The following is a 26,701-nucleotide window of genomic DNA, read 5'->3' as shown; positions in this document are numbered from 1 at the left end:
AGCCCGCTCCCACATTTGGAATGCGCTCCCCTGTGGGAGCTGGCTTGCCTGCGATGGGGCCAGCAGCCTCACTGCACCTGCTGGCTCAGACCACCGCCGCCCGCCGCTGAACAAACCGGTCCACATACTCATCCGCCGGCGAATGCAAAATCTCCCGCGGCGTACCGACCTGGATCAGCTTGCCGTCCTTGAGGATCGCAATGCGGTTGCCGATACGCACGGCCTCGTCCAGGTCGTGGGTGATAAACACGATGGTCTTGTGCAGGGTCTTTTGCAGCTCCAGCAACTGGTCCTGCATCTCGGCACGGATCAGCGGGTCGAGGGCGCTGAACGCCTCGTCCATCAGGATGATGTCGGTGTCCGCCGCCAACGCACGGGCCAGGCCCACCCGTTGGCGCATGCCGCCCGACAGTTGGTGCGGGTATTTGTTTTCGTAGCCCTTCAAGCCCACGGTCTGGATCCAGTGCAACGCGCGCTCGGTGCACACTGGCTTGCTTTCGCCGCGCACTTTCAGGCCGTAGGCCACGTTGTCCAGCACGCTCTTGTGGGGCAACAGGCCGAAGCTCTGGAACACCATGCTGATCTTGTGCCGGCGGAACTGGCGCAAGGCGTCCATATCCAGTTGCAGAATGTCTTCACCGTCCACCAGGATCGCGCCGCTGGTGGGGTCGATCAGGCGGTTGAAGTGGCGCACCAGGGTGGACTTGCCAGAACCCGACAGGCCCATGATCACAAAGATCTCGCCGGTGCCGATGCTCAGGGACAGGTCATTGACGCCCACCACGCAACCGGTCTGCGCCAGCACCTGGTCCTTGGTCTGGCCTTGGCCAATAAGTGCCAGGGCTTCTTTTTCCCGCGCGCCGAAAATCTTGAAGACGTTTTTAACTTCGATCTTGCTGACAGTAGTCATTTGCTCGCCTCATGCCGTGGACGACCATAGGCCTGGGTAATGCGGTCGATGACCACTGCGAGAATCACAATCGCCAGGCCGGCCTCCAGGCCACGCCCGACGTTGAGGGTCTGGATGCCGACCAGTACATCTTCCCCCAGGCCACGGGCGCCGATCATCGAGGCGATCACCACCATCGACAGGGCCATCATGGTGGTCTGGTTGATCCCGGCCATGATGCTCGGCAGGGCCAGCGGCAGTTGCACGCCGAACAGCTGCTGCCAGCGGTTGGCGCCGAAGGCATTGATGGCTTCCATCACTTCACGGTCCACCTGGCGAATGCCCAGGTCGGTCAGGCGTATCAACGGTGGCGCGGCGTAGATCACCGTGGCAAAAATCGCCGGCACCTTGCCCAGGCCAAACAGCATCAATACCGGGATCAGGTACACGAAGCTGGGCATGGTTTGCATGATGTCCAGCAGCGGCATCAGCACCGAGCGCAGGCGATTGCTGCGCGCCGAAAGAATGCCCAGGGGAATGCCGATCAGCACCGAAATCACCGTGGCTACCATCATCAGGGCCAGGGTCTGCATCAGTTTGTCCCACAGGCCGACCGCGCCGACCAGGAACAGCAGGCCGACGATCACCGCCGTGGTCACTACCTTGCGGGTAGCGTGCCAGGCAACGCCGCCGACAATCGCCAGCATCAGCCACCAGGGCGCCATGCGCAGCAGGCCTTCCAGGTTGACGATGGCCCACAGCAAGGTGTCGGAGATCTGCCGGAACACATCACCGTAGTTGGTCACCAACCCATCGACCCAACCGTTGACCCAGTCGGCGATGGAAAACGTAAAACTCTCAGGAAACATAGCGTGCTCTCGATCCAGTGGAGTGTGGCCGGGTGTCCGGCTGCCTTTTCAGGGTAGCCGGGAGCACTGTGCCTACAAGGCCGCGTCGATTTTCTTGGCTGCGTCTTCACTGACCCAGGCGTGCCAGACTTCCGGGTGTTCCTTGAGGAAAATCTTCGCCAGCTTCGCTGAGTCAATGCGCTCTTTGCTCATGCGCGCCAGGTTCTGGTTGAGCAGGTCGATCGGCAGGTTGACCTTTTCCAGCACCGCCACCAGTTCCGGGGCCTGCTCGTGGAAGGTCTTGGACAGGCCGACCTTGATGGTCACGCTTTTGTCCACGCCGGGTTTTTCGTCGAGTTTGACCAGGTCCACCTGGCCCATCAGCGGCGTTGGCGACCAGTAGTAGAACAGGATCGGCTCGCCACGCTTGTAGCTCGACAGCACTGCCGCATCCAGCGCCGGGCCGGTGCCTGGGCGGAAGTTGGTGTAGGAACTTTCCAGGCCATAGCTCTTGAGCATTTCGCTGTTGTCCAGCTCGCAGGTCCAGCCGGCCGGGCAGTTGTAGAAGCGGCCTTTGGCAGGTTCTTCCTGGTCCTTGAATACCGCAGAGTACTTGGCCAGGTCGGCAATGTTTTTCAGGTCCGGCGCCTTGGCCTCAAGCTTGCGCTTGGCGTCGCCTTCGATCACATAACGCGGCACGTACCAACCTTCAACCGCGCCGACCACGGGGGCGCCGACGCCGACGACTTTGCCGGCCTTCTCGGCTTTCTTCCACACTTCGCTGCGGCCGACCCACTCCTCGGCGAAGATCTGAATATCGTTGCTGCCCAGGGCGTTTTCCATGGTGATGGAATTGCCCGGCAGGCTATCGGTTTTGCAGTCGTAGCCTTTTTCCAGGACCACTTGCAGGACGTCGGTCAGCAGCATGCCGCTTTCCCAATTCAGGCCGGCGAACTTCACCGGTTTGCCTGACTCGCACCAGCCGGCCGCCTGGGTGGCACCAGCGCTGGCCAGCAAGCCTGCGGCGAGCAATGGGGTCAGCAGGGTCTTATGCATTTTCATTGTGTGACGCTCCCAATCATGAAATGGATTACGGCAGTCAAAAGGCATCCTGCCTCGTCCACGTCCCATCAGGCTTGTGCAAGCTGCCCGGTTGTTGTTGGTGTAGCGCCCTGCTCTACCGGCAGGATCAGTCGCTGCGGAATCTCGCCGTGCCATTTTTTTGCACACACGTAATACAGGGCGGCAGGCAGTACCAGGCCGATGATCCAGGAAATATCCACACCCCCCAGGCTGGCCACCAGGGGACCGGTGTAGAACTTGGTGGCGATGAACGGCAACTGCACCAGCACACCGAACACATACACGCTGATACCCAGCGGGTTCCAGCGGCCATAGCGACCGTTCGGATCGGCCAGCGCCGGCACGTCATAGCGATCGCGGGTGATGCAGTAGTAGTCCACCAGGTTGATCGCGCTCCAGGGCGTAAAAAACGCCAGCAAAAACAGGATGAAGGACTTGAACGCACTGAGGAACGAATGCTGGCCGAGCAACGCGATCAGGGTCGCCGCGCCGACGATCAACAGCACGAAAACCAGGCGCTGCACACGCGTCACCTCCATACGCCCACGAAAACCGCTGACGATGGTCGCAATACACATGAAGCTGCCGTAGGAATTGAGCGTGGAGATGGTGACCTTGCCGAACGCGATGCTGAAGTACAGCAGCGCCGCCGTAGCACCGGTGCCGCCCAGGCCCACGATGTAGGCCACTTCGTTACCGGCAAATTGCCCGTTGGACATGGCGGCGGCAAACACGCCGAGGATCATCGCCACCTGCGCACCAATGACCGAGCCTGCGCCTGCGGCCAGAAAGGTTTTCACCGAAGACGTGTTGCTCGGCAGGTAGCGTGAGTAGTCAGCCACATAGGGCCCAAAGGCGATCTGCCAGGAGGCCGCAAGCGACACCGCGAGCAGGAAGCTGGACCAACTGAAGTGGCGGATTTGCAGGAGTGCGCCAACATCGGTCTGGCTCATCAGGCGGCTGAACAGGTAGACAAAGGCAATCACGCCAATGACGCTGGCGACACGGCCGATGAAATGGATCACCCGATAACCGAGCACCGTGACCAGCACGATGACACTGGCAAAGATAAGGATGCCGAGGCTGTCACTGACCCCGAACAACTGGCCCAGTGCCTGGCCGGAAAGCACGGTGCCGGTGGCGGTGAACCCCAGGTACATCAAGCACACCAGCACCATCGGAATCGCCGCGCCATATACCCCGAACTGCACCCGGCTGGAGATCATCTGCGGCAGGCCAAGCCGTGGTCCCTGCGCCGCATGCAATGCCATCACCGCGCCGCCCAGCAATTGGCCGATCAACAGACCGATCAACGACCAGAACACATCACCGCCCAACACCACCGCCAGGGCCCCGGTGACAATCGCGGTGATCTGCAGGTTGGCCCCCATCCAGAGGGTGAACTGGCTAAATAGACGACCGTGTCTTTCCGCTTCCGGGATGTAGTCGATCGAACGCCTTTCGATCAACGGGGTGGAGCTTGCACGTGCGTCTTTTGCAGCCATGGGGGTTCAACCTCTAATGGATTGTTTTCTGGTTCACTGCAGATCAAATGTGGGAGCGGCGGTGCGACGGTTCGACTTGCTCGCGAAAGCAGGGGGTCAGCTAACGCTTGCGGTGACTGATACACCGCATTCGCGAGCAAGCCCGCTCCCACATTAGTTACTTGATCATCGGGAGGTTGAGGCCCTGCTCCTTGGCGCAGTCGATAGCGATCTGATAGCCCGCATCGGCGTGGCGCATTACCCCAGTGGCCGGGTCGTTGTGCAGCACGCGGGCAATCCGCTCGGCGGCTTCGTCGGTACCGTCGCAGACAATCACCATCCCCGAATGCTGGGAGAAGCCCATGCCTACGCCGCCACCGTGGTGCAGCGAAACCCAGGTCGCACCGCTGGCGGTATTGAGCAGGGCATTGAGCAGAGGCCAGTCGGACACGGCATCGGAACCGTCCTGCATGGATTCGGTTTCGCGGTTGGGGCTGGCCACCGAACCGGAGTCCAGGTGGTCACGGCCGATCACCACCGGCGCCGACAGCTCGCCGCTGCGCACCATCTCGTTGAATGCCAGGCCAAGCTTGGCGCGTTGGCCCAGGCCGACCCAGCAGATGCGCGCCGGCAGGCCCTGGAAGCTGATGCGCTCGCGGGCCATGTCCAGCCAGTTGTGCAGGTGGGCGTCGTCGGGGATCAGCTCTTTGACCTTGGCGTCGGTCTTGTAGATATCTTGCGGGTCGCCCGACAGTGCCGCCCAACGGAACGGACCGATGCCACGGCAGAACAACGGGCGAATATAGGCCGGCACAAAACCCGGGAAGTCGAAGGCATTTTCTACGCCTTCTTCTTGTGCCATCTGACGGATGTTGTTGCCGTAGTCGAAGGTCGGAATGCCTTGTTTCTGGAACTCGAGCATCGCTTTGACGTGCACGGCCATCGACTGCTTGGCCGCCTTGATCACGGCGGCGGGCTCGGTCTTGGCGCGGGCGCGGTACTCGTCCCAGGTCCAGCCGGCTGGCAGGTAGCCATTGAGCGGGTCGTGGGCGCTGGTCTGGTCGGTGACCATGTCCGGGCGCACGCCGCGCTTGACCAGTTCCGGGAGAATTTCGGCAGCGTTGCCCAGCAGGGCGATGGAGATGGCCTTGCCTTCCTTGGTGTACTTGGCGATGCGCGCCAGGGCGTCGTCGAGGTCGGTGGCTTGTTCGTCGACATAGCGGCTGTTCAAGCGGAAGTCGATGCTGACCTGCTGGCATTCAATGTTCAGCGAGCACGCGCCGGCCAGAGTCGCGGCCAGAGGCTGGGCACCGCCCATGCCGCCGAGGCCGGCGGTGAGCACCCAACGGCCTTTGAGGTTGCTGTCGTAATGCTGGCGACCAGCCTCAACGAAGGTTTCGTAGGTGCCCTGGACGATGCCCTGGCTGCCGATGTAGATCCAGCTGCCGGCGGTCATCTGGCCGTACATGGCCAGGCCCTTGGCATCCAGTTCGTTGAAGTGCTCCCAACTGGCCCAGTGCGGCACCAGGTTGGAGTTGGCGATCAGTACGCGGGGCGCGTTGCTGTGGGTCTTGAACACGCCCACCGGCTTGCCGGATTGCACCAGCAGGGTTTCGTCGTCGTTCAGGTGGGTGAGGCTTTCGACGATCTGGTCGTAGCACTCCCAGTTACGCGCCGCGCGGCCGATGCCGCCGTATACCACCAGCTCTTTGGGGTTCTCGGCCACTTGCGGGTCGAGGTTGTTCATCAGCATGCGCAGCGGTGCTTCAGTCAGCCAGCTTTTGGCGGTAAGCGTGTTGCCACGGGCGGCGCGGATTTCAACGTCGCGGTACTTGGTAGGCTTGTTCTGGGAAAAGTCAGTCACAAAAAAATCCTCAGCAATCGATGCGCGAACACGATGGTGCGAAGAGGATGTCCAGCGACTCTTATGCACACACCTTTACTTGTACATACAAGCATATGCAATCAAGCGGCCAACTTCTGCGCCATGTGCCTAAGATTTTCTTGTAGGGTGCGTGTAAGCCTCGGAAAACAAGGCTTCCGGGCTTGATGAAATTTCTTACAGAGGGGTTTTGAAGTGCCGGGGGATTGCTACTGAAGCAGGGTATTGCGCCATGCTGGGGCATTCGGTAACAACTTGGTGCGGGACTGGAAACAGATTTTGTAGCCTATGAAGATCCAAATGTGGGAGCGGGCTTGCTCGCGAATGCGGTGTATCAGCCGCCGCAAGCGTTAGCTGACACACCGCATTCGCGAGCAAGCCCGCTCCCACATTTTTAATTGCGTGCAGTCAGTTCGATAAGGCAGCAGCGGCCTGTCACGCTGATATCCAGCAGCCCAGTGTTACCGTCCACCTGCAAACAATCATGATGCCCCAGCACTTCGCCCAGCACCTTCACCTCATCCGCCACACTGAACACCAGCACGGTGTGCGCGGTGCTGAAAAACTGCTGCACACCATCCACCCACTGCAAACGCGCGTGGTAACGCTGGGGCGAATAGATCAGGTTGAAATCGCGGATCGGCCCGGTGATCAGGCGGCACGCCACCTGGCTTTCACCGCTGAAGGCAAACGGTTGCAGCGGTAACAACCCGCGCTGCTCTTCACCGTCCACCGTCAACACCATGCCCGCGCCCTGGATCACGGTGATGACCCGCTGATACCCGGCAAACGTGGAAAAGCCGCCTGATTCGCCGATATCGGCAATCGACAGGCGCCAGCCAAAGCCGTCGAGGCCATGGCCGGCGTCACGGGTGATTTCTTCGGTGCTACCGCCACCGTTCTTCCACGGCATACGCACGTAATCGGCAGCACGCCAGACCTTTACTGCATTCATTTGCTGAAACGTCCTTCGAGGCTATGACGGGAGCCGGGGTGGATCAGACGCGCAGCGGTCACCGGCTGGCGGCCGGACCAAGTGCGCCGACGAATCAACAGGCATGGCTCGCCGGCCTCGATCTGCAGCAGTTTGCACTCCTGTGCGTCGGCCAGGATCGCTTCCACCACATGCTCACCCTCGGTCAGCGGTGCCACCTGGTTGAGATAGGCATAGGGGGTTTGCTGGGTGAAATCCTGTTGCAGGTATTCGGGGGCGACCAGGGCGTTGACGAAGCGGTCTTCGATTTGCACCGGGATATCGTTTTCGTAGTGCACGATCAACGAGTGGAACACCCGCCCGCCTTCACGCATCTCCAGGGCCACGGCACGTTCGGAGCCAGCGGCCTCTTCGCCCAGGGTAATGACTTTGCAAGTGTGGCGGTGGCCGCGGGAGGCGATCTCATCGGCGATGTTATGCACCTCGAACAGCGCCGACTGGCTCTTGGGCTCGGCGACGAAGGTGCCGACGCCTTGCATGCGCACCAGCAGACCTTCGGCGGTCAGCTCCCGCAGCGCCCGGTTGATGGTCATACGGCTGAAGCCCAGTTGGTTGACCAACTCGCTTTCCGACGGCACGCGATAGTGCGGCGGCCAGTTGCCGTTGAGAATCTGCTGGCTGATCATCTGCTTGACGCGGGCATACAAGGGCGCCGGACTTTCGTCCATGTGGGCAGCCAGCGGGGACTTGGCGGGCGGAGTCGGCACGGGGAATCCTTGCAGGGGGAAAAGATGCATAGATTGCCGGAGTTTACCGAGCAGGCAAACGTCTGTATATGTATATACAAATAAACACACGACCGGGGTGCCTTGATCATGTCCGCTTTCTTTGCCGAACGCGCGCTGCTGCCTAATGGATGGGCCACTGATGTACGTCTTGAAGTCAGCGCCGACGGCCTGCTGACCAACGTAACGGCCAATGCCAGCGCAGACGGCGCCGAACGGCTCAGAGGCCCGTTGTTGCCAGGCATGCCGAACCTCCATTCCCATGCATTCCAGCGGGCCATGGCAGGGCTGGCGGAAGTCGCCGGCAACCCCAATGACAGCTTCTGGACCTGGCGCGACCTGATGTACCGCATGGTCGGCCAGATCAGCCCCGAGCAACTGCAAATCATCGCCCGCCAGCTGTATATCGAAATGCTCAAGGCCGGCTACACCTCGGTCGCCGAGTTCCACTATGTACACCACGATGTCAGCGGCCAGCCGTACGCCGACCCCACCGAACTGTCACGCCAGATCAGCCTGGCGGCGGCCAGCAGCGGGATCGGCCTGACGTTGCTGCCGGTGCTGTACAGCCACTCGGGCTTTGGCGGCCAGGCGCCGAACGAAGGCCAGCGGCGGTTTATCAACAGCACCGAAAACTACCTGGACCTGCAAGCGCGTTTGCAACCGATAGTGGCCGCGCAACCGGCGCAGCAACTGGGCCTGTGTTTCCACTCATTGCGCGCGGTAACGCCACAACAGATCAGCGCAGTCCTGGCTGCCAGCGACCAGGCCTGCCCGGTGCATATCCACATCGCCGAACAGCAAAAGGAAGTCGATGACTGCCTGGCCTGGAGCGGCAAGCGCCCGCTGCAATGGCTGTATGACAATGTCGAAGTCGACCAGCGTTGGTGCCTGGTACATGCCACCCACGCCAACCCTGAAGAAGTGACGCTGATGGCCCAGAGCCGAGCGATTGCCGGGTTGTGCCTGACCACTGAAGCCAACCTGGGCGACGGGATTTTCCCGGCGGTGGACTTCCTGGCCCAGGGCGGGCGCATGGGGATTGGCTCAGACAGTCATGTGTCATTGAGCGTGGTCGAGGAACTACGCTGGCTGGAATACGGCCAGCGCCTGCGCGACCAGCGGCGTAACCGGCTGTATCGCAGCGATCAACCGATGGTCGGGCGTACGTTGTTCGACGCCGCCCTCGACGGCGGCGCCCAGGCCCTGGGCCAGCCGATTGGCCGCCTGGAAGTGGGCAAGCGCGCCGACTGGCTGGTGCTGGACGGCAACGATCCGTACCTGGCGACGGCCAGTGAAGACGGGATTCTCAACCGCTGGCTGTTCGCCGGGGGTGATCGGCAAGTGCGTGATGTGCTGGTCAATGGCCAGTGGGTGGTGCGCGATGGGCGGCATGCTGGCGAGGAAGAAAGCAGCCGGGCCTTCACTCAGGTTCTTAGAGACCTACTGTCCTAACAGTACATCCCACTGAAGGAGCTGGTTTGCCAGCTCCTACATGGACCGCTTCAGCTACAGATTTGCGGACACTGCTCGCGGACTTCTCCCACAAACTCATCGGCAGTCGCCTTGAGCCAAGCAAATAGCCGGGCGATATCCGGCTCAGACTGTCGCCCGTTTCGACAAATGATGTAGTACGCCGCCGGTGACATCATCACCGGACCGTTCAAAGCCAGCAGGCTCCCCTCTTTCAGCGCGTCATACACCAGCGCCGTCCTGCCCAGGGCAATCCCACTGCCTTTTGCCGCCAGGCTGATGGCCTGGCTGGAGTCCGGAAATCGCGGGCCACGGTGATACGGTGGAGCCGCCAGTGTCTGGAACGCAAACCAGCTTTCCCAGCCCGGGCACACTTGATCGTCGACCCGGTGGATCAGCGGGTGCCGGGCGATATCCGCCAGCGCAATATCGCCATTGCCCCGCACAAACGCCGGCGAACAGACGGGGAACACGGCATCACGCATCAGCAGTTCAACATGATGCTCCGGATAGTCGCCGTACCCCATCACCACGGCTACGTCGTATTGATGGGCGCCCAGGTTATCCGTACTGGTCAACACCAGGTCCAGGTTGAACGAAGCCTCGGTATGCGAGCCGTGCAGCCTGGGGATCAGCCATGTCGAGCAGAGGGACGAGGTACACGAAAGGTAGAGCGGTTGAGGTGTGTCCGGGCGCAGGGAATGCAGCACCTCATCAAGTTCGCGGAAAAATCCAGCGGCCACCGGCAGCAAGGCCTGCCCCGCTTCAGTCAACTTGACGCCCCGCGAGTGGCGCTCGAACAACTGCACGTCCCACCACGCTTCCAGGCCCGCAATCTGATGGCTGATGGCACTGGCTGTGAGGTTGAGTTCCGACGCCGCACGCGCAAAGCTGCCACATTGCGCAGCGCTGACAAAGGCTTGAAGCATAGGAGTCGGTGGCGGGCGCTGGGCCATCAGGTGCTCACTTTGATCAGGATGATCCCGCAAACAATCACCAGCGCCGAAAGCGTCCGCCGCCAGCCGAACCGCTCACGAAAGAACAGTGCAGCAATAATGGCGCCGATGATAACACTGGTTTCCCGCAGTGCTGAGACCTTGGCCACCGCGTCCAAGGACAGCGCGAACAACACCAGGCCGTAGGACACCAGGTAAAAAACCCCGCCCAACATGCCCACCCGCCACTGCCGGGCAATCGCCTGGACAAACTGCGTACGCGCCTTGAGAAACGCCAGCAACGGGATTGGAATACTCTGGAACACCGTCAGGTAAATGATGTATTGCAGCACCGTCTCACTGGCTCTTACACCCTTGGCGTCCACCACCGTGTAGGAGGCAATAAACACCCCGGCGCCCACCGCCATCAGGATCGGCCGGAGCATGAGCGCCGTCATCTTGCGCACAAACGTCAGGCTGATGATCCCCAGGCAAATCAACAACACCCCTGCCAGCGCCTGGAAAGACAGGTGTTCGTGCAGCAGAAAGTAGGAAAACAGCGCGACCAGTACCGGCGGTACGCCGCGCATTACCGGATAGACCTGGCCAAAGTCGCCCGTTTCATAGGCCTTGATCAAAAACAGGCGATAGACCGTATTTAGCACCACCGAGAGCAGTACATAGCCCCACACCTGCAGGCTCGGCACATCGACCAACGGCAGCGCCGCAAGGCAGATCAACAAAGCCGTGCCATCGACCAGAGCCAGGGTCATGAAGCGGCTGCTGCCGGCCCGGACAACGGCGTTCCAGGTGGCGTGCATAAAGGCGGAGATCAGGACCAGGGTGATCGCAATATCGGAGTTGTCCATGGAGTCGGCTGTTCAGAGGAAAAGGCGGGTATTTAACTCAGCCTCGCGCATTGGCCAGAAGCGAATCCTCATCAGCACAGCCATCAAAATCCATCATGGTTCCCGACGTGGTCAAACCCTGCGGGCAAAAAAAGGGCGGGTTTATTAAAAAACCCGCCCTTTCTATTTCGCATTACTGCGACGTCTTGCTCATCTGCTTATCCGACGTACGCCAGATCAAACGCGTGGTGTCGTAACCCTGCTGGCGTGCCCTGCTGAGCAGGTCTTCGCGGGTGTCGGCGCTGACGGTCGGCGTGCGCGACAGCAGCCACATGTAGCGCCGGCTCGGGCTGCCGACGATGGCGGTCTTGTAGTCGTCGCTGACGTACAACACCCAGTAATCGCCCTTGGCCACGCCCGGCAACAGCGCGGTGAACCAGTTATTGAATTCGACCCACAACTTGTCGGTCTTGCCCGGTACTTGCGGCGTGGCCGTACCCTTGGCTTCTTCCCACTTCCACTCGGTGGTCAGGCAGCGGTTGAACACTGACATGTCGCCATCGGGCAGCAGGGAGTAACGGGCCTCGGACTGCGCGCAGTTACGCTGGAAGTACATGGGCAGGCGGGCCAACTCGTACCAGGTGCCCTGGTAACGCTTGAGGTTGACGCTGCCGACGGTCTTGGGTTGCAGATCATCGCCAGAATGGCTGGCGCAGCCTGCCAAAAACAGGCTGGCGCAAAGGTATAAAACGAAACGCATCATTCTTCTTCTCCCGCAGGCTTGCGCCCCGGTCTACTTCAGGCCTTGCCCGGAAAACATCAGAACTTTGTCACCGGCGTACTGCACGCTGATAAAGCTGGTTTTATCGCCCCAGGTGCAACTGGACATGCCCAGCGCGCCGGAACAATCGGTGGGCTTACCCAGCAACGACTCCACTTCAGCCTTGGCCATGCCAGCCGATAGCTTTTGGTAGTTTTCCTGGGTGACCTTGCTGCAAGCGGCCAATAGGACGCAAAAGCACAAGAGTGCGAGACGGCGTAACGACATGGTAGAGCTCCTGGAGGGACACGCAGCAGTGGGGGTCTGCCAGAAGCTTAGAAGGGAAAAGGGGGGTCTGGTTCCCGGAAGGCAAAAACAAAAAAAGCCCCCTGTGGCTAGGGGGCTTGTCCCCCGCTGGGGTGCGAAGCAGCCCCAATAAAGCCACTGAGTACTTTCAGGTAAAACGAGTGGGTGGGTTTGGGGGCTGCTTCGCAGCCCAGCGGGGGACAAGCCCCCTCGCCACAGGGGGTAGCATTAACCTTTGTGGTAACCGGTCACGCGCGCCACTTCTTCCTTGGAGCCCAGAAACACCGCCACACGCTGGTGCAGGCCTTCAGGCTGGATGTCGAGGATGCGCTGGTGACCGTCGGTGGAAGCACCGCCAGCTTGTTCGACCAGGAACGACATCGGGTTGGCTTCGTACATCAGGCGCAGTTTGCCCGGCTTGGACGGCTCGCGGCTGTCGCGTGGGTACATGAACAGGCCACCACGGGTCAGGATGCGGTGTACGTCGGCAACCATCGCGGCGACCCAACGCATGTTGAAGTTTTTCTTCAACGGACCTTCTTCGCCTTCCATCAACTCGTTGACGTAGCGCTTGACCGGTTCTTCCCAGTGGCGCTGGTTGGACATGTTGATCGCAAATTCCTGGGTCGAGGCAGGAATGGAGATGTCTTCGTGGGTCAGCACGAAGCTGCCCATTTCACGGTCCAGGGTAAAGCCCTTGACGCCATCGCCCAGGGTCAGCACCAGCATGGTCTGCGGGCCGTAGATCGCATAACCGGCGGCGACCTGCTCGGTGCCTGGCTGCAGGAAGGCCTTTTCGTTCAGGGCTTCGTTCTGGCTCAGGTATTCGTTCGGGCAACGCAGTACGGAGAAGATGGTGCCGACTGGCGCGTTGATGTCGATGTTCGACGAGCCGTCCAGCGGGTCGAATACCAGCAGGTACGCGCCTTTAGGGTATTTGCCCGGGATCTGGTAGGCGTTGTCCATTTCTTCGGACGCCATGCCGGCCAGGTGACCGCCCCATTCGTTGGCTTCGAGCAGGATTTCGTTGGAAATCACGTCGAGCTTCTTCTGCACTTCGCCTTGCACGTTTTCAGTGCCCATGCTGCCCAGGACGCCGCCCAGCGCGCCCTTGGACACGGCGTGGCTGATTTCCTTGCAAGCACGCGCCACCACTTCGATCAGGAAGCGCAGATCGGCAGGGGTGTTGTTGCTGCGGGTCTGCTCAATCAAATAGCGACTCAGGGTAACGCGGGACATGGACGGCTCCGGAGAATGGGGGGGCTAAAAACCCGCGCAGTTTAGCGCGAGTCGGGGCGCATTTCCTCCTATCAGACGAGATAACCCTGACAGAGTTCATGCAGGCCCCGGCTTAGGGCCTGGCCGGCGGCTTGCGCAACAGACTGTAGGCCATGCCCCCGAGTGCCGCTACGCCCAGCAGCAATACGGCCCACAGGCCGATTGTCTGCCAAGGCATACCTGCGACATTTGGTGCGGCCGGTGGGTTGGCGCGCCACTCGCCATCGACCCTGGCCTGGCCCAACGCCGCGAGGCGCTGCGGCTGATAATCGGGAATCAGGGTGGTCAACGGCAGGTTCGCCGCCTTGGCCGACGGGTTGCCCAGCGCCAGGGTAAACGGCGGTTCGCCCCGCGCCAGGAACACCACCTGCGTGGCCCGCACGGCGAAACTCAACCCCGGCGCCTGCGGCCCCAGGCCACCGCCCCGCTCGTCTACGTCCAGCTTGAGTTGGCGGACCGGGTAACCCGGCAACTGCAATTGATCCTGGGTGATTTCTTGCCCGTTCTGCGGCAACCGGTAGAGCAAACCGCGGCTTAACGGCTGCCATGCCTGCTTGCTGTCCTGGCGCCCGGCAAGACCCACCGGGGCCAGGCTGTTGGGCTGGCGTAACTCGATGCGCACCCGCTCGATATTCAACGCCCCGGGCAGCTGCCAGCTGTATTGCCCCGCTTCAAGGGAGCTGCCGGCCAATGGCTCGGACCACACCAGCGGCAACGGCAGGCTGCTGGTGCTCTGCACTTCAATGGAGGTCAACTCGGGCGCGGCCTGGCCTTGCCATAACAGGCGCAGGTAACGCGCCGGTTGCCCCGGCAAGGCCACTTCACGCAGTTCAACCCGATCATCGGCAAACGCCAGGCGCGCCAACTGCCCTTCGCCCCAGGAGCGCCAGTGCTGCAAATCGTCACTGGCTTCGATGCTGAAACGCTGGAAACCGTCGTGCTCGGCGGACCAGTCGAGGATCAGCTTTTGCAACGGCGCCTTGATGGCACTGGCATCGAGCAACCAGCCGCGTCGCACCTGCGCGCCGGCCGGCACTTCGCTGGACGGCTGCACCTGCACCAGGGTGCCCGTGGCACTCGCTTGCACGCGCACGCTGGGCGCGCTGTCACTGGTGTTGTCGGCGGCGTACAGCGGGAAGCCCTTCAGCCTCGCCAGGTTTTTCGCGCTGGCGGCCGACTGACGCACCAATGCATACGCCTGCGGCTCGCCGGCGGCGTTGAACACCCGCAGGTCACTGAGATCGGCCTGGCGGGCGCTCAGTTGCACCGCCAGCGGCAACTCCAGGCGATACCAGGGTCCTTCGCCGCTGATAGCCAGCGGCACTTGGGCGGTGAAGTCGGCGGGGGCTTCTGCGGCCCACGCCGATAGCGCGGTGCACAGGCCCACCAGGGCAATACTCAGTTTGCCGATCAAGAGGAAGCTCCTTGGGTTTGAACCTCGGGCTCAACGCGTTTGGGCGGCAGCGGGGCAAAATAACCCACCACCAGCAACAGCCCGCCCACGCCGATAAACGACACAATCCGCTCCAGCCCGCCACGGTTGCTCAGCTCGACGAGGAACAACTTGGCGACCACCACGCCAATCAGCACCGCGCCGACCAGCCACACCTCCCGGCGATTGCGCAGATGACCACCGATCATCAGGCCCAGGGCAATCAGGGTCCAGACAATCGACAATCCGGCCTGCACCAGCATGGAGTCGAGCAACGCATCCAGATGAAACGGCACGCCGCCCCAATGGTGCGCCGTACGCATCACCAGTGCGGTGAAAAAGGCGAACAGCGAAACCCCGGCAACCCCCTGGGCAATCCAGGGAGTGCGGCCGCCCAGTTGCGGCGCCGCGCTGCGCGCCCACAGGTACACACCCAGCAGCGCAAACAGCAGGCCAAGGTCCAAGGGGTTGAGCAATGGCATGTAGGGCAACGGCTTGGCGGTACCGTCGCTGTAAATATTGGCCAGCCAGAACCACACCAGCATCAGCACGGCCAACGGCAGCGCGGCCAGCAGGCGGTATTCGCGCGGATAAGCAGATACCGGCCACGGCCATTGGCGCGGTGCCGCAACGGCTATCAGGTACAGGCTGGGGAAAATCGCCCAGCCGAGCCAGCGCCAGGCGTTGTATTGCACCGAGAGCACCAGCAGGCCGTAGCGCAACTCCAGGGCCAGCATGCCGATCAGCATCCAGCAGCCCAGCACGTGGGCGACACGCAGGGCCTTGGCCGCCGCCAAGTCGGCCAAGTAACGCAGCGCGATAAAATGCACGGCGAACACCGCAATCCAGGCCAGCCAGCCCAGTTCGGCCGCCGGGTGGTAATAGCGATGCAACGACACCAACAGCACCAGCGCCGCCGCTGGCATCAACAACAGGCAGAGGGTCCCGAGCGCAGCCCAACGCAGACGCAACGCCAGCAACATCCACAGCGCCGCGCTGGCCGCTGCCGCCGCCAACAGAAAGGTGGCTTGCAGCTCCGGCGGGGTAAAGCGCAGCAATTCGTGGTTGAGCGCCAGCACCCACCAGGCGGCGCCCCACGCCAGCAGGCCGTGGGATAGGTGGGGCAATTTGAGCCGTTGGCCACTGCCCTGCAAACGCCAGGCACCGACAAACGCGGCTAACCCGACCAGCATCGGCGCCCAGAAACCGATATGACGCAACGCCGGCAGTTCCTCGGCACCCCAGGACGTCAACGTGAGCAATGCCCCCGCCAGCACTTGCACGCCGAGCGCGCAGAACAGGACCGTGCGCGAAGCGATATGCAGGCCGACAAACACAGTGACCAGCCCCGCCAGCGCCCAGCTGATCGCGGTGCCCTGCTCGGCCAACAGTAACGGTGCCAGCAGATACACAAACCCCAGGCCTAGGCCGGCCAGGACCGGCAAGCCCTTGCGCTCCCACTGGCTGATCTGCCCATGCGCAGCCTTGCGCAGTTGGTGGAAGCTGAACAGCAACGCCACGCCAAGCAGCAACGCGCCCAGCGCCGCCCCTTCCAGCAGCGTGTGCTGGCCCACGTCCAACTCACTGAGAAAGGCCAGCGCCGAGCCCAGTTGCAACAACAGGCCAAATGCGCGCGCCAACAACCGCTGCTGGCGCAGGCCGAGCCAGAGAATCCCCGCGCCTTCCACCGCCCAAGCTGCGGCGGTCCAGCGCGCATCCAGGCCCAGGGGGATCGCCAGGCTGGCGAAGATCACGCCCAGAGCCAGGCAGGTTTCGCCCAGCAATACGGTGCGCCCGCCACTGAGCACACGCGCCAGCGCCATATAAATGATCCCCAACGCCAACGCGCTGAATGCCGGAGCAAATGCCAGGTGCTGCACCAGGGTGAACTGCAAGCCAAACGCCACAAGCGGTGGCCCGAACAGCAGGCCGCCATCCACATAATCCCCCTTGGCCGCCGACCAGCGCAGCAGTGCACCACGGCTGTCATCGGCCGGGGCGTCGGGCATTTCCAGGAGTTTGCGCCGCGCAAACAACAGGCCGATGGCCAGGTACATCAGGAAAAACACAATCAGGAACGGCTCGGTACTCCACAGCAACTCCGGCGTGTAGGAGCGGATCCCCCAAGCGAAGCCGATACCGAAGGTGCCGGCAAAACCAATCACATTGAGCAAGCGCCAGGCCTTGAACCAGGCAATGGCGAGGATGCCGACGTTGAGCAAGGTGAAGTAGCTGAACAGCGCCACATGGCTGCCCTCGCCGGTGGACGCCAGGATCGGCGCGGCGAAACCTCCCAGGGCGGCGGCGCAGGCCAGGCCGATGGCGTCCTGGGTAATGGCGAGGATCGCCGAAAACAGCGTCACAGCCACCAGCAGGCCGAGTGCCGCGCCGGGGTCGAGCAACGGGTGCAGACGCATGGCGGCGAATACCGTCAGGTACAACACGGCGATGCCGGTGCCTTGCAGGATCAGCGCGTAATTGCCGTTGCGCGCGCGCAGCCACCAGCCCAGGCCCAGTAAACCCAGGGCGCAGGCGGCGACACCGGCGTAGCGCAACTCGATGGGCACCACCATGCCTTCGGTGGCATAGCGCAGCAAAAATGCCAGGCCAAGGAACAGCAGCACCACGCCAACCCGCAGCACGGTGTTGCCACCCAGCAGCCAGTTGCGCGCACCCTGGATGGCCCGCTCGATCAGGTTGGGGCTACGGGGGGGCTGGGGTTCAGCTTCGCGTGCAGCAGCGGCCGGTTTCCACAGGTCGTCCGGCAGCGGCGGGCTGGGTTCGGCAGCAGAGGTGGGTTGCAGTTCGGCGGGCAGTTCCCAGACCAGTTCTGGGGCGGGCGCGGGTTCGACCATGGGCGGCTCGACCTGCGGCGGCTTTTCCAGCATCGCCAGGCGTTGCTCCAGAGCCTTCAAGGCGCTGCCAAGGTTCGACAGACGAATGGCTTGGCCAATCCCCAAACCCAGGAGCGCGCCGAAAGCTGCGTCACTGAACGACTCATCCAGCGCCCAGCCGAGCACCAGGCCAATGAGCATGAACATCCATTGCATGGTCGAGATCCCTAAGCAGCCCGAAGCGGGCGTAACCGACGCTCAGTATATCGACACAATTCCAATGTAGGAGCCAGCTTGTGTAGGACCTGGCTTGTGTGGGAGCTGGCTTGCCTGCGATACAGGCGCCTCGGTGTATCAGTGACACCGAGGGGATGCTATCGCAGGCAAGCCAGCTCCCACACGGGGTTCTGCGGGTTCTAGTCCAAGGCTTTCCAGATCTCGGTGGCGTATTCCCGGATGGTTCGGTCTGACGAGAACCAACCCGTGCGCGCAGTATTGAGCACCGCCGAACGCCACCACTCCCTGGTGTCGTGCCAATGGGCTTCGACCCGCGCCTGGGCGTCCCAGTAGGCGTCAAAATCGGCGCACACCAGGAACCGGTCATAGGCGATCAACGAGTCGATCAACCCCACATAGCGCCCCGGATCGTCCGGCGAGAACACCCCGCCACGAATCGCCTGCAGCACGTCGTTCAAGCGGTGGGATGCGGCGATATCAGGGCCGGCATTGAACTCACCGGCCTGTTTACGCGCTTCCACCTGCTCGGCGCTGAGGCCGAAAATAAACATGTGCTCGCCGCCGATACGCTCATGCATCTCCACATTGGCGCCATCCATAGTGCCGATGGTCAGCGCGCCATTGAGGCCGAACTTCATGTTGCTGGTGCCCGAGGCCTCAAACCCGGCGGTGGAAATCTGCTCCGACAGGTCCGCCGCCGGGATGATGTTTTCGGCGAGGCTGACGTTGTAGTTGGGCAGGAACACGACCTTGAGCAAGCCACGCACTGTGGGGTCGTTGTTCACCGTACGGGCGATGTCGTTGGTCAGCTTGATGATCAGCTTGGCCTGGTGATAACTGGCCGCCGCCTTGCCGGCGAAGATCTTCACCCGCGGCACCCAATCCACTTCGGGCTCGGCGCGAATCGCCTGGTACAGGGCGACCGTGTGCAGCAGGTTCAGCAATTGGCGCTTGTACTCGTGGATACGCTTGACCTGCACATCGAACATCGCCGCCGGGTTGACCGAAATCCCCAGGCGCTCGTGGATGATATCGGCCAGCACCCGCTTGCTGTGCAGGCGCTGCTCAGCGAAGGCTTTGCGAAAGGCGTCTTTCTCGGCGAAGGTTTCCAGCTCCACCAGGCGCTGTTCCATGTTGTCGAGAATGTCCGGCCCCAGGGCCTCCACCAGCATCGCGGTGAGCTTGGGGTTGGCCTGGAACAGCCAGCGGCGGAAGGTAATGCCGTTGGTCTTGTTGTTGATACGCTCGGGGTAGAGCTTGTGCAGTTCGGAAAACACCGTGCTGCGCATCAGCTGCGTATGCAATCCCGAGACGCCGTTGACGCTGTGGGAACCCAGGAACGCCAGGTTGCCCATGCGCACGCGGCGCCCGTTGTCTTCTTCGATCAGCGAGACAGCGCGCAGGACGTCGAAGTCGTGAATGCCCTTGGCCCGCAGCGAATCAATGTGCTGGGCGTTGATCAGGTAAATGATCTGCATGTGCCGGGGCAGCATGCGTTCCATCAGGCCCACCGGCCAGGTTTCCAGGGCTTCGGGGAGCAGGGTGTGGTTGGTGTAGGACAGCGTTTCGACGGTGACCTGCCAGGCCGCATCCCAGGCAATATCGTGCAGGTCGACCAATTGGCGCATCAACTCGGCCACGGCGATGGACGGGTGCGTGTCATTGAGCTGGATGGCCGCGTGCTCGCCCAGACTCAGGACCGAGCCGTGCATGTTTTTGTGGCGACGCAGCAGGTCTTGCAAGGAGGCCGAGACGAAGAAATATTCCTGGCGCAGGCGCAATTCCTGCCCTGCTTCGGTGCTGTCGGCCGGGTAAAGCACCCTTGAGATGCTTTCGGCACGGGCCACTTCGGCAACGGCGCCCAAATGGTCACCGGCGTTGAAGCGCTCCAAGTGCAGGTCTTCGACGGCCCGCGCACGCCACAGGCGCAAGGTGTTCACACTGGCGCCACGCCAGCCGACCACCGGGGTGTCGTAGGCTACGGCGCGCACGGTTTCATTGGGCGACCAGACCTGGATCGACTTGCCGGACGCATCCAGCACAGTCTCGACGCTGCCGCCAAAGCCGATCGGGTAGATCACCTCGGCGCGCTCGAACTCCCAGGGGTTGCCGAAATCCAGCCAGCGTTCGGTCTGCTCCTGCTGCCAGCCATCGACAATCGCCTGGCGAAACAGCCCGTGTTCGTAACGAATGCCATAGCCATGACCGGCAATGCCCAGGGTCGACATGCTTTCCATAAAGCACGCGGCCAGACGCCCCAGGCCCCCGTTGCCCAGGGCCGCATCGGGCTCCAGCAGGCGAATGCGCTCCAGGTCCACACCCAACTCGCCAAGGGCTTCGCGCGCCACCTCCAGCAGGCCGAGGTTGCTCAGGCTGTCAAACAGCAAACGACCGATCAAGAATTCCAGGGACAGGTAATACACCCGCTTCTGCCCACGCCGGTAGATACGCCGGGTGTGGTCCATCCAGTGGTCGACCATATGGTCGCGCGCCGCCAGGGCAATGGCTTCGAACCAGTCGTGGTCAAAGGCGTGATCGGGATCCTTGCCCACCGCATAAGTGAGTTTGGTCAAGACAGCATCGCGAAACGCGGCTACCTCTGCTTCTCGTACAAGCGGTTCCTGAGACATCGGTGCGACCTCGGGCGAGATAGAAGAAGGGAAATCCTAGAGCCTAGACGGTCTGACCCATGGCATGGCTGACGGTTCGGCAGTTTTTTCACTCATTCACGCATGCAGGTTTTAGATGCAGGGGCCGTGCCCGTTTGAGACGGGCGGGAGCCTTTGAGCCGAAATCCGCAAAATATTGTTCAAAAAATCACCAATCCCGGTATGATCGCGCGCCCGGACAAAGCCCCTCTTGGAAACCTGATGAAGCCTCAACTGATCGCCGCCGCGGAACTCGACCGTCTCGAAACGTGGCAGAAATACTCCAGCCACATGTGCGGCGGCTGCACGTCCAACTGCTGCACCCTGCCGGTTGAGGTGAAGATCAAGGATTTGATCCGCATTGGCATCGTCGACGAATTCGAGCGTGGCGACCCGCCGAAGAACATCGCCAAGCGCTTGCAGAAGGAAGGCATCGTCGAGCGTTTCAACTCCAAGTCCGAGATCTTTACCCTGCAGCGCATGAGCAACAACGATTGCCTGTACCTGGATCGTAAGACGCGCTTCTGCACTATTTATGACAAGCGCCCGGATACCTGCCGCAATCACCCGAAGATCGGGCCTCGCCCGGGGTATTGCGCGTACAAGCCCAAGGAAGTGGTGCGCGAGACCAAGTTCAAGACCCTCGACAAGTTCTGATCCAAGTTCTTTATTGCTTGAACTAGCGCTTTCGCGAGCAAGTCGAATCGTCGCACCGCCGCTCCCACATTCGACCGCGTTTTTTCAGGATGAATGAGGTCAAGCGTGGGAGCGGGCTTGCTCGCGAAGGGGCCGGTACAGCCACTGCAAATATTGCGGGCATAAAAAAACGCCCCCGGCCTTTCGACCGGGGGCGTTTTTATTCAGCCAGAACTAAGTATCAGTTCTTGGCCTTTTTGGCAGCGCGGGTACGCTCGCCTTCGTCCAGAATCTTCTTACGAAGACGGATGGACTTCGGCGTCACTTCGCACAGCTCGTCGTCCTGGATGAATTCCAGAGCCTGTTCCAGGGTGAAGCGAACAGGTGGAACCAGGGCGATGGTTTCGTCTTTACCCGAAGCACGCATGTTGTCGAGCTTCTTGCCTTTGGTTGGGTTGACGCCCATGTCGTTGTCACGGCTGTTCAGACCAACGATCTGGCCGTTGTAGATCTCTTGACCGTGTTCAACGAACAGCTTGCCACGCGCCTGGAGGGTTTCCAGGGAGTAGGTCAGTGCCTTGCCGGTTTCTACCGATACCAGAACACCGTTCTGACGGCCGGACATGTCGCCGGACTTCATGGTGTCGTAGCGATCGAAGATCGAGGTCAGGATGCCAGCACCGTTGGTCAGGGTCAGGAACTGGTTACGGAAACCGATCAGACCACGAGCAGGGATGTTGTATTCCAGACGCACACGGCCTTTGCCATCCGGCACCATGTTGGTCAGGTCGCCCTTACGCAGGCCCATCTCTTCCATGACCTTGCCCTGGGATTCTTCAGGGGTGTCGATGGTGACGTTTTCGAACGGTTCCTGCTTCACGCCGTCAACGGTACGGATGATCACTTCCGGACGACCAACGCCCATTTCGAAGCCTTCGCGACGCATGGTTTCGATCAGTACCGAGAGGTGCAGCTCACCACGGCCGGAAACCTTGAACTTGTCAGCCGAGTCGCCTTCTTCAACGCGCAGTGCAACGTTGTACAGCAGCTCTTTGTCCAGACGTTCCTTGATGTTACGGGAAGTCACGAACTTGCCTTCTTTACCGCAGAATGGCGAGTCGTTTACCTGGAAGGTCATGGAAACGGTTGGCTCGTCAACGGTCAACGGCACCATTGCTTCAACCATGTCCGGGTGGCACAGGGTGTCGGAGATGAACAGCGAGTCCATACCGCTGATGCACACGATGTCGCCTGCAGCAGCTTCTTCAACGTCAATACGGTGCAGACCGTGGTGACCCATCAGCTTCAGGATACGACCGTTACGCTTCTTGCCGGTGGCGTCGATAGCCACGACCGGAGTGTTCGGCTTGACGCGACCACGAGCGATACGGCCAACGCCGATAACACCCAGGAAGCTGTTGTAGTCCAGTGCGGAGATTTGCATCTGGAACGGACCGTCACGGTCGACTTTCGGCGCTGGTACGTTGTCGACGATCGACTGGTACAGCGGGGTCATGTCTTCAGCCATGTCGGTGTGTTCCAGACCGGCAATGCCGTTCAGGGCCGAGGCGTAGACGACTTTGAAGTCCAGCTGTTCTTCGGTGGCACCGAGGTTGTCGAACAGGTCGAAGATCTGGTCCAGAACCCAGTCCGGACGCGCGCCTGGACGGTCAACCTTGTTGATCACCACGATTGGACGCAGGCCGGCTTCGAAAGCCTTCTTGGTCACGAAACGGGTTTGCGGCATAGGGCCGTCTTGGGCATCAACCAGCAGCAGAACGGAGTCAACCATCGACATTACACGTTCAACTTCGCCGCCGAAGTCGGCGTGGCCCGGGGTATCCACGATGTTGATGTGGTAGCCGTTCCAGTTGATGGCAGTGTTTTTTGCCAGGATGGTAATACCGCGCTCTTTTTCCTGGTCGTTGGAGTCCATCACGCGCTCGTCGTTGAGCTCGTTGCGCTCCAGGGTGCCGGATTGACGCAGGAGTTTGTCTACCAGGGTGGTTTTACCATGGTCAACGTGGGCAATGATGGCGATGTTACGTAGATTTTCGATCACTTGTGTATCTCGATCAGAGGATTCGGTGTGCTGACAGGTCGTGGCAGCGATTAACAGTAGAGTCAGGCCTTGCCGTTACAGCTTGACGGCAGAGTCGGGGGGCCGGTGACGCAGGCCACAGGCAAACAGCCCCGGGCTCTTAGCTCGGTCGATAAACGCGCACATTGGCATATCCCTCACTGAGCAAATGGTGGGCATGCAGGCGACTCATCACGCCTTTGTCGCAATACAGCAGGTACTGACGGCTGTTATCCAGTTCCTTGAAACGCGCGTTCAGTGCATAGAACGGCAGCGTTTGCACGTCGATGCCAGCGATTTCCAGCGGCTCGTCTTCAGCGGCATCCGGGTGACGGATGTCGATGACAATCTGACCGGCCAGGGCTTCGCTGACTTCTTCGATCTGTACGTCCTGGCCCAATTCGTCGATGACTCGATCGATCGGCACCAGTTTGGCGTTCTCGAGCGCTCGCTCCAGAATCGCCATGTCGAATTCTTTCTCTTCATGCTCCACGCGATAGCGCTTGGCATGGGTCTTGGGGTTCACCGAGATGACCCCGCAGTACTCTGGCATGTGCTTGGCGAAATCAGCGGTGCCGATTTCGTTGGCCAGGTCGATGATGTCCTGCTTGTGGCTGGCGATCAGCGGGCGCAATACCAGCTTGTCGGTCACGCAGTCGATCACGGACAGGTTCGGCAACGTCTGGCTGGAGACCTGGGAAATCGCCTCGCCGGTCACCAGCGCTTCGATTTGCAGGCGGTCGGCGATTTTCGACGCTGCGCGCAACATCATACGCTTCAATACGACGCCCATATGACCGTTATCGACTTTTCCGAGAATTTCTCCCAGGACTTCCTCGAACGGTACGCTGACAAACAGCACGCGCTGGGAGCTGCCGTACTTCTTCCAGATATAGTGCGCAACTTCCATCACGCCCAATTCGTGTGCACGCCCGCCCAGGTTAAAGAAGCAGAAGTGGCTCATCAGGCCCCGGCGCATGATCTGGTAGGCCGCCACGGTAGAGTCGAAACCGCCGGACATCAGCACCAGGGTCTGTTCCAGCGCACCCAGCGGGTAGCCACCGATGCTGTTGTGCTGGCTGTGGATCACAAACAACCGTTGGTCGCGAATTTCGATACGTACTTCGATTTGCGGCTCTTTCAGCGAGATTCCTGCGGCCCCACACTCGCGACGCAGCTTGCTGCCGACGTATTTCTCGACATCCATGGAGCTGAACGGGTGCTTGCCCGCACGCTTGCAGCGCACCGAAAAAATCTTGCCTTCAAGGCTGGTGCCAAAGTGCAGTTTGCATTTTTGCGTGATGTCGTCGAAGTCGCCCAGCGGGTACTCGTCGACCTGCAGGAAATGCGCGATGCCCGGCATGCAGCTCAGGCGCTCGGTCATATCTTTCAAGGCTTTAGGGTCGCTGACGCGGGTTTCCAGCTCGAGGTTGTCCCACACACCGTTCACCACCACGGCCGGGTCCAGGTCACGGAGCACGGCGCGGATATTCTTGGCCAATTGACGGATGAAACGCATCCGTACCGGTCGGCTCTTGATGGTGATCTCGGGGAAGACTTTAACGATTAATTTCATGGAAACAGCGCGCGCAGGGCCAGCCGAAAAAGGGGGGCGCGGATTATAGCGGAAATCGCTCAAGGTTTGACCAGTTAATATACAAACGGCACGCGACGCACCAAAGAGGTGCATTTACAGGCAGTTACGCTACATTGCAGTGCGCGATTTTTGCCATTTCGACGATTTGCACCTTTATAGGGGCCATTTTGAGGCAAAAAACCCATGTCGGGGCACTGGCATGCAATTTGCTCTCTTGTGAGGCAGGTTGCCATGGCGGACTATCCGCGCCGGCATCACCCACATTCTAAGGGCTACTCCACTACCCCAGCCCGAAGCCACCCGGAGGACACTATGTCGAAGTCGGTTCAACTCATCAAAGATCATGACGTTAAATGGATTGATCTGCGCTTCACGGACACCAAAGGCACTCAGCACCACGTGACCATGCCGGCTCGCGACGCGCTGGATGACGCCTTCTTCGAAGAAGGCAAAATGTTCGACGGCTCCTCCATCGCTGGCTGGAAAGGCATCGAAGCCTCCGACATGATCCTGATGCCGGACGACTCCACCGCCGTACTCGACCCGTTCACCGAAGAGCCAACCCTGATCATCGTCTGCGACGTGATCGAGCCTTCGACCATGCAGGGCTACGACCGCGACCCACGTGCGATCGCCAAGCGTGCCGAGGAATACCTGAAGTCCACCGGTATCGGTGACACCGTATTCGTGGGCCCTGAGCCTGAGTTCTTCATCTTTGACCAGGTGAAGTTCAAGTCCGACATCTCCGGCTCCATGTTCAAGATCTTCTCCGACCAGGGTTCGTGGATGTCCGACCAGGACGTGGAAGGCGGCAACCATGGCCACCGTCCAGGCGTCAAAGGCGGCTACTTCCCAGTACCACCGTTCGACCACGACCACGAAATCCGTACCTCCATGTGCAACGCCATGGAAGACATGGGCCTGGTCATCGAAGTTCACCACCACGAAGTGGCGACTGCCGGCCAGAACGAAATCGGTGTGAAGTTCAACACCCTGGTTGCCAAGGCTGACGAAGTACAGACCCTCAAGTACTGCGTACACAACGTGGCAGTGGCCTACGGCCGTACCGCTACCTTCATGCCTAAACCACTGTACGGCGATAACGGTTCGGGCATGCACGTTCACCTGTCCATCGCCAAAGATGGCAAGAACACCTTCGCTGGCGAAGGTTATGCCGGCCTGTCCGACACCGCCCTGTACTTCATCGGCGGCATCATCAAGCACGGTAAGGCCCTGAACGGCTTCACCAACCCGTCGACCAACTCCTACAAGCGTCTGGTCCCAGGTTTTGAAGCACCAGTGATGCTGGCCTACTCGGCTCGCAACCGTTCCGCTTCGATCCGTATTCCTTACGTGTCCAGCCCTCGCGCTCGCCGTATCGAAGCACGCTTCCCGGATCCAGCAGCCAACCCGTACCTGGGTTTTGCTGCACTGCTGATGGCTGGCCTGGACGGCATCCAGAACAAGATCCACCCAGGCGACGCCGCCGACAAAAACTTGTACGACCTGCCGCCTGAAGAGGCCAAGGAAATCCCACAAGTGTGCGGCAGCCTGAAAGAAGCCCTGGAAGAGCTGGACAAGGGCCGTGCGTTCCTGACCAAAGGCGGCGTGTTCAGCGACGACTTCATCGATGCCTACATCGCCCTGAAAAGCGAAGAAGAAATCAAGGTCCGCACCTTCGTACACCCACTGGAATACGAGCTGTACTACAGCTGCTGATCCGGTAGCGCTG

At 60.9% G+C, this 26,701-nt stretch carries 20 protein-coding genes; 3 read left to right on the top strand and 17 right to left on the bottom strand.

Annotated features, from left to right (window positions below; all coding sequences use genetic code 11):
• Positions 1 to 85 precede the first annotated feature (85 nt).
• From GDV60_RS02580 to hutC, 7 genes are all read right to left on the bottom strand, one after another.
• The gene (locus tag GDV60_RS02580; protein WP_050492906.1) at positions 86 to 910 is read right to left on the bottom strand and encodes a glycine betaine/L-proline ABC transporter ATP-binding protein; all 825 of its coding nucleotides are present in this window, start codon (positions 908 to 910) and stop codon (positions 86 to 88) included.
• Positions 907 to 1,758, bottom strand: coding sequence for a proline/glycine betaine ABC transporter permease (locus GDV60_RS02575; RefSeq protein ID WP_070995909.1), 852 nt, complete (start codon positions 1,756 to 1,758; stop codon positions 907 to 909). The genes GDV60_RS02580 and GDV60_RS02575 overlap by 4 nt, the downstream gene beginning before the upstream one ends.
• A 72-nt stretch (positions 1,759 to 1,830) precedes the next feature.
• Positions 1,831 to 2,799 carry an ABC transporter substrate-binding protein gene (locus tag GDV60_RS02570; RefSeq protein WP_029295953.1) on the bottom strand — a complete coding sequence of 323 codons (969 nt, stop codon included), beginning with the start codon at positions 2,797 to 2,799 and terminating at the stop codon, positions 1,831 to 1,833.
• Between the two features lie 68 nt (positions 2,800 to 2,867).
• Positions 2,868 to 4,325 carry a cytosine permease gene (locus GDV60_RS02565; RefSeq protein ID WP_104911396.1) on the bottom strand — a complete coding sequence of 486 codons (1,458 nt, stop codon included), beginning with the start codon at positions 4,323 to 4,325 and terminating at the stop codon, positions 2,868 to 2,870.
• A gap of 157 nt (positions 4,326 to 4,482) precedes the next feature.
• Positions 4,483 to 6,168: a urocanate hydratase gene (gene hutU / locus GDV60_RS02560; RefSeq protein WP_070995911.1), complete on the bottom strand. Its 1,686-nt coding sequence runs from the start codon at positions 6,166 to 6,168 to the stop codon at positions 4,483 to 4,485.
• Between the two features lie 412 nt (positions 6,169 to 6,580).
• A complete protein-coding gene (locus GDV60_RS02555; RefSeq protein ID WP_159906176.1) occupies positions 6,581 to 7,141 on the bottom strand; it encodes a HutD family protein in 561 nt (186 codons plus the stop codon).
• A complete protein-coding gene (gene hutC / locus GDV60_RS02550; RefSeq protein ID WP_169851409.1) occupies positions 7,138 to 7,917 on the bottom strand; it encodes a histidine utilization repressor in 780 nt (259 codons plus the stop codon). Before hutC ends, GDV60_RS02555 begins: the two co-directional genes overlap by 4 nt.
• 78 nt (positions 7,918 to 7,995) lie before the next feature.
• Here hutC and GDV60_RS02545 point away from each other — a divergent pair, with 78 nt between their 5' ends.
• Positions 7,996 to 9,360, top strand: coding sequence for a formimidoylglutamate deiminase (locus GDV60_RS02545; protein WP_070995912.1), 1,365 nt, complete (start codon positions 7,996 to 7,998; stop codon positions 9,358 to 9,360).
• A 50-nt stretch (positions 9,361 to 9,410) separates the two neighbouring features.
• Here GDV60_RS02545 and GDV60_RS02540 read toward each other — a convergent pair whose 3' ends face one another.
• From GDV60_RS02540 to GDV60_RS02505, 8 genes are all read right to left on the bottom strand, one after another.
• Entirely contained in the window at positions 9,411 to 10,334 is a 924-nt protein-coding gene (locus tag GDV60_RS02540) for a LysR substrate-binding domain-containing protein (RefSeq protein ID WP_159906174.1), read from the bottom strand.
• Positions 10,334 to 11,182 (bottom strand): EamA family transporter, encoded by an 849-nt coding sequence (locus tag GDV60_RS02535; RefSeq protein WP_159906172.1) that lies wholly within the window; start codon positions 11,180 to 11,182, stop codon positions 10,334 to 10,336. Before GDV60_RS02535 ends, GDV60_RS02540 begins: the two co-directional genes overlap by 1 nt.
• A 172-nt stretch (positions 11,183 to 11,354) precedes the next feature.
• Entirely contained in the window at positions 11,355 to 11,924 is a 570-nt protein-coding gene (locus tag GDV60_RS02530; RefSeq protein WP_029295936.1) for a lipocalin family protein, read from the bottom strand.
• 30 nt (positions 11,925 to 11,954) lie between these two features.
• On the bottom strand, positions 11,955 to 12,209 hold the full coding sequence (locus tag GDV60_RS02525; RefSeq protein WP_029295934.1) for a hypothetical protein: 255 nt from the start codon (positions 12,207 to 12,209) through the stop codon (positions 11,955 to 11,957).
• Positions 12,210 to 12,455: 246 nt separating this feature from the next.
• Positions 12,456 to 13,466: a class 1 fructose-bisphosphatase gene (locus GDV60_RS02520; protein WP_029295932.1), complete on the bottom strand. Its 1,011-nt coding sequence runs from the start codon at positions 13,464 to 13,466 to the stop codon at positions 12,456 to 12,458.
• Between the two features lie 112 nt (positions 13,467 to 13,578).
• Entirely contained in the window at positions 13,579 to 14,916 is a 1,338-nt protein-coding gene (locus GDV60_RS02515; RefSeq protein ID WP_159909167.1) for a DUF3999 domain-containing protein, read from the bottom strand.
• Positions 14,916 to 17,987 (bottom strand): DUF2339 domain-containing protein, encoded by a 3,072-nt coding sequence (locus tag GDV60_RS02510; protein WP_159906170.1) that lies wholly within the window; start codon positions 17,985 to 17,987, stop codon positions 14,916 to 14,918. Before GDV60_RS02510 ends, GDV60_RS02515 begins: the two co-directional genes overlap by 1 nt.
• A 200-nt stretch (positions 17,988 to 18,187) precedes the next feature.
• The gene (locus GDV60_RS02505) at positions 18,188 to 20,638 is read right to left on the bottom strand and encodes a glycogen/starch/alpha-glucan phosphorylase (protein WP_029295924.1); all 2,451 of its coding nucleotides are present in this window, start codon (positions 20,636 to 20,638) and stop codon (positions 18,188 to 18,190) included.
• A 240-nt stretch (positions 20,639 to 20,878) separates the two neighbouring features.
• On the opposite strand from GDV60_RS02505, the gene GDV60_RS02500 reads away from it, so the two are divergent.
• Positions 20,879 to 21,313, top strand: coding sequence for a YkgJ family cysteine cluster protein (locus GDV60_RS02500; RefSeq protein ID WP_029295922.1), 435 nt, complete (start codon positions 20,879 to 20,881; stop codon positions 21,311 to 21,313).
• Between the two features lie 220 nt (positions 21,314 to 21,533).
• Here GDV60_RS02500 and typA read toward each other — a convergent pair whose 3' ends face one another.
• The gene (gene typA, locus GDV60_RS02495) at positions 21,534 to 23,354 is read right to left on the bottom strand and encodes a translational GTPase TypA (RefSeq protein WP_092232819.1); all 1,821 of its coding nucleotides are present in this window, start codon (positions 23,352 to 23,354) and stop codon (positions 21,534 to 21,536) included.
• A gap of 139 nt (positions 23,355 to 23,493) precedes the next feature.
• A complete protein-coding gene (gene thiI / locus GDV60_RS02490) occupies positions 23,494 to 24,948 on the bottom strand; it encodes a tRNA uracil 4-sulfurtransferase ThiI (RefSeq protein WP_029295918.1) in 1,455 nt (484 codons plus the stop codon).
• A gap of 333 nt (positions 24,949 to 25,281) precedes the next feature.
• Here thiI and glnA point away from each other — a divergent pair, with 333 nt between their 5' ends.
• A complete protein-coding gene (gene glnA, locus GDV60_RS02485; protein ID WP_029295916.1) occupies positions 25,282 to 26,688 on the top strand; it encodes a glutamate--ammonia ligase in 1,407 nt (468 codons plus the stop codon).
• Positions 26,689 to 26,701: the final 13 nt, after the last annotated feature.

It is taken from the genome of Pseudomonas sp. DTU12.1 (assembly GCF_009873475.1).
GTDB classification, from domain to species: domain Bacteria; phylum Pseudomonadota; class Gammaproteobacteria; order Pseudomonadales; family Pseudomonadaceae; genus Aquipseudomonas; species Aquipseudomonas proteolytica.
This window is presented reverse-complemented; position numbering and strand designations above follow the sequence as displayed.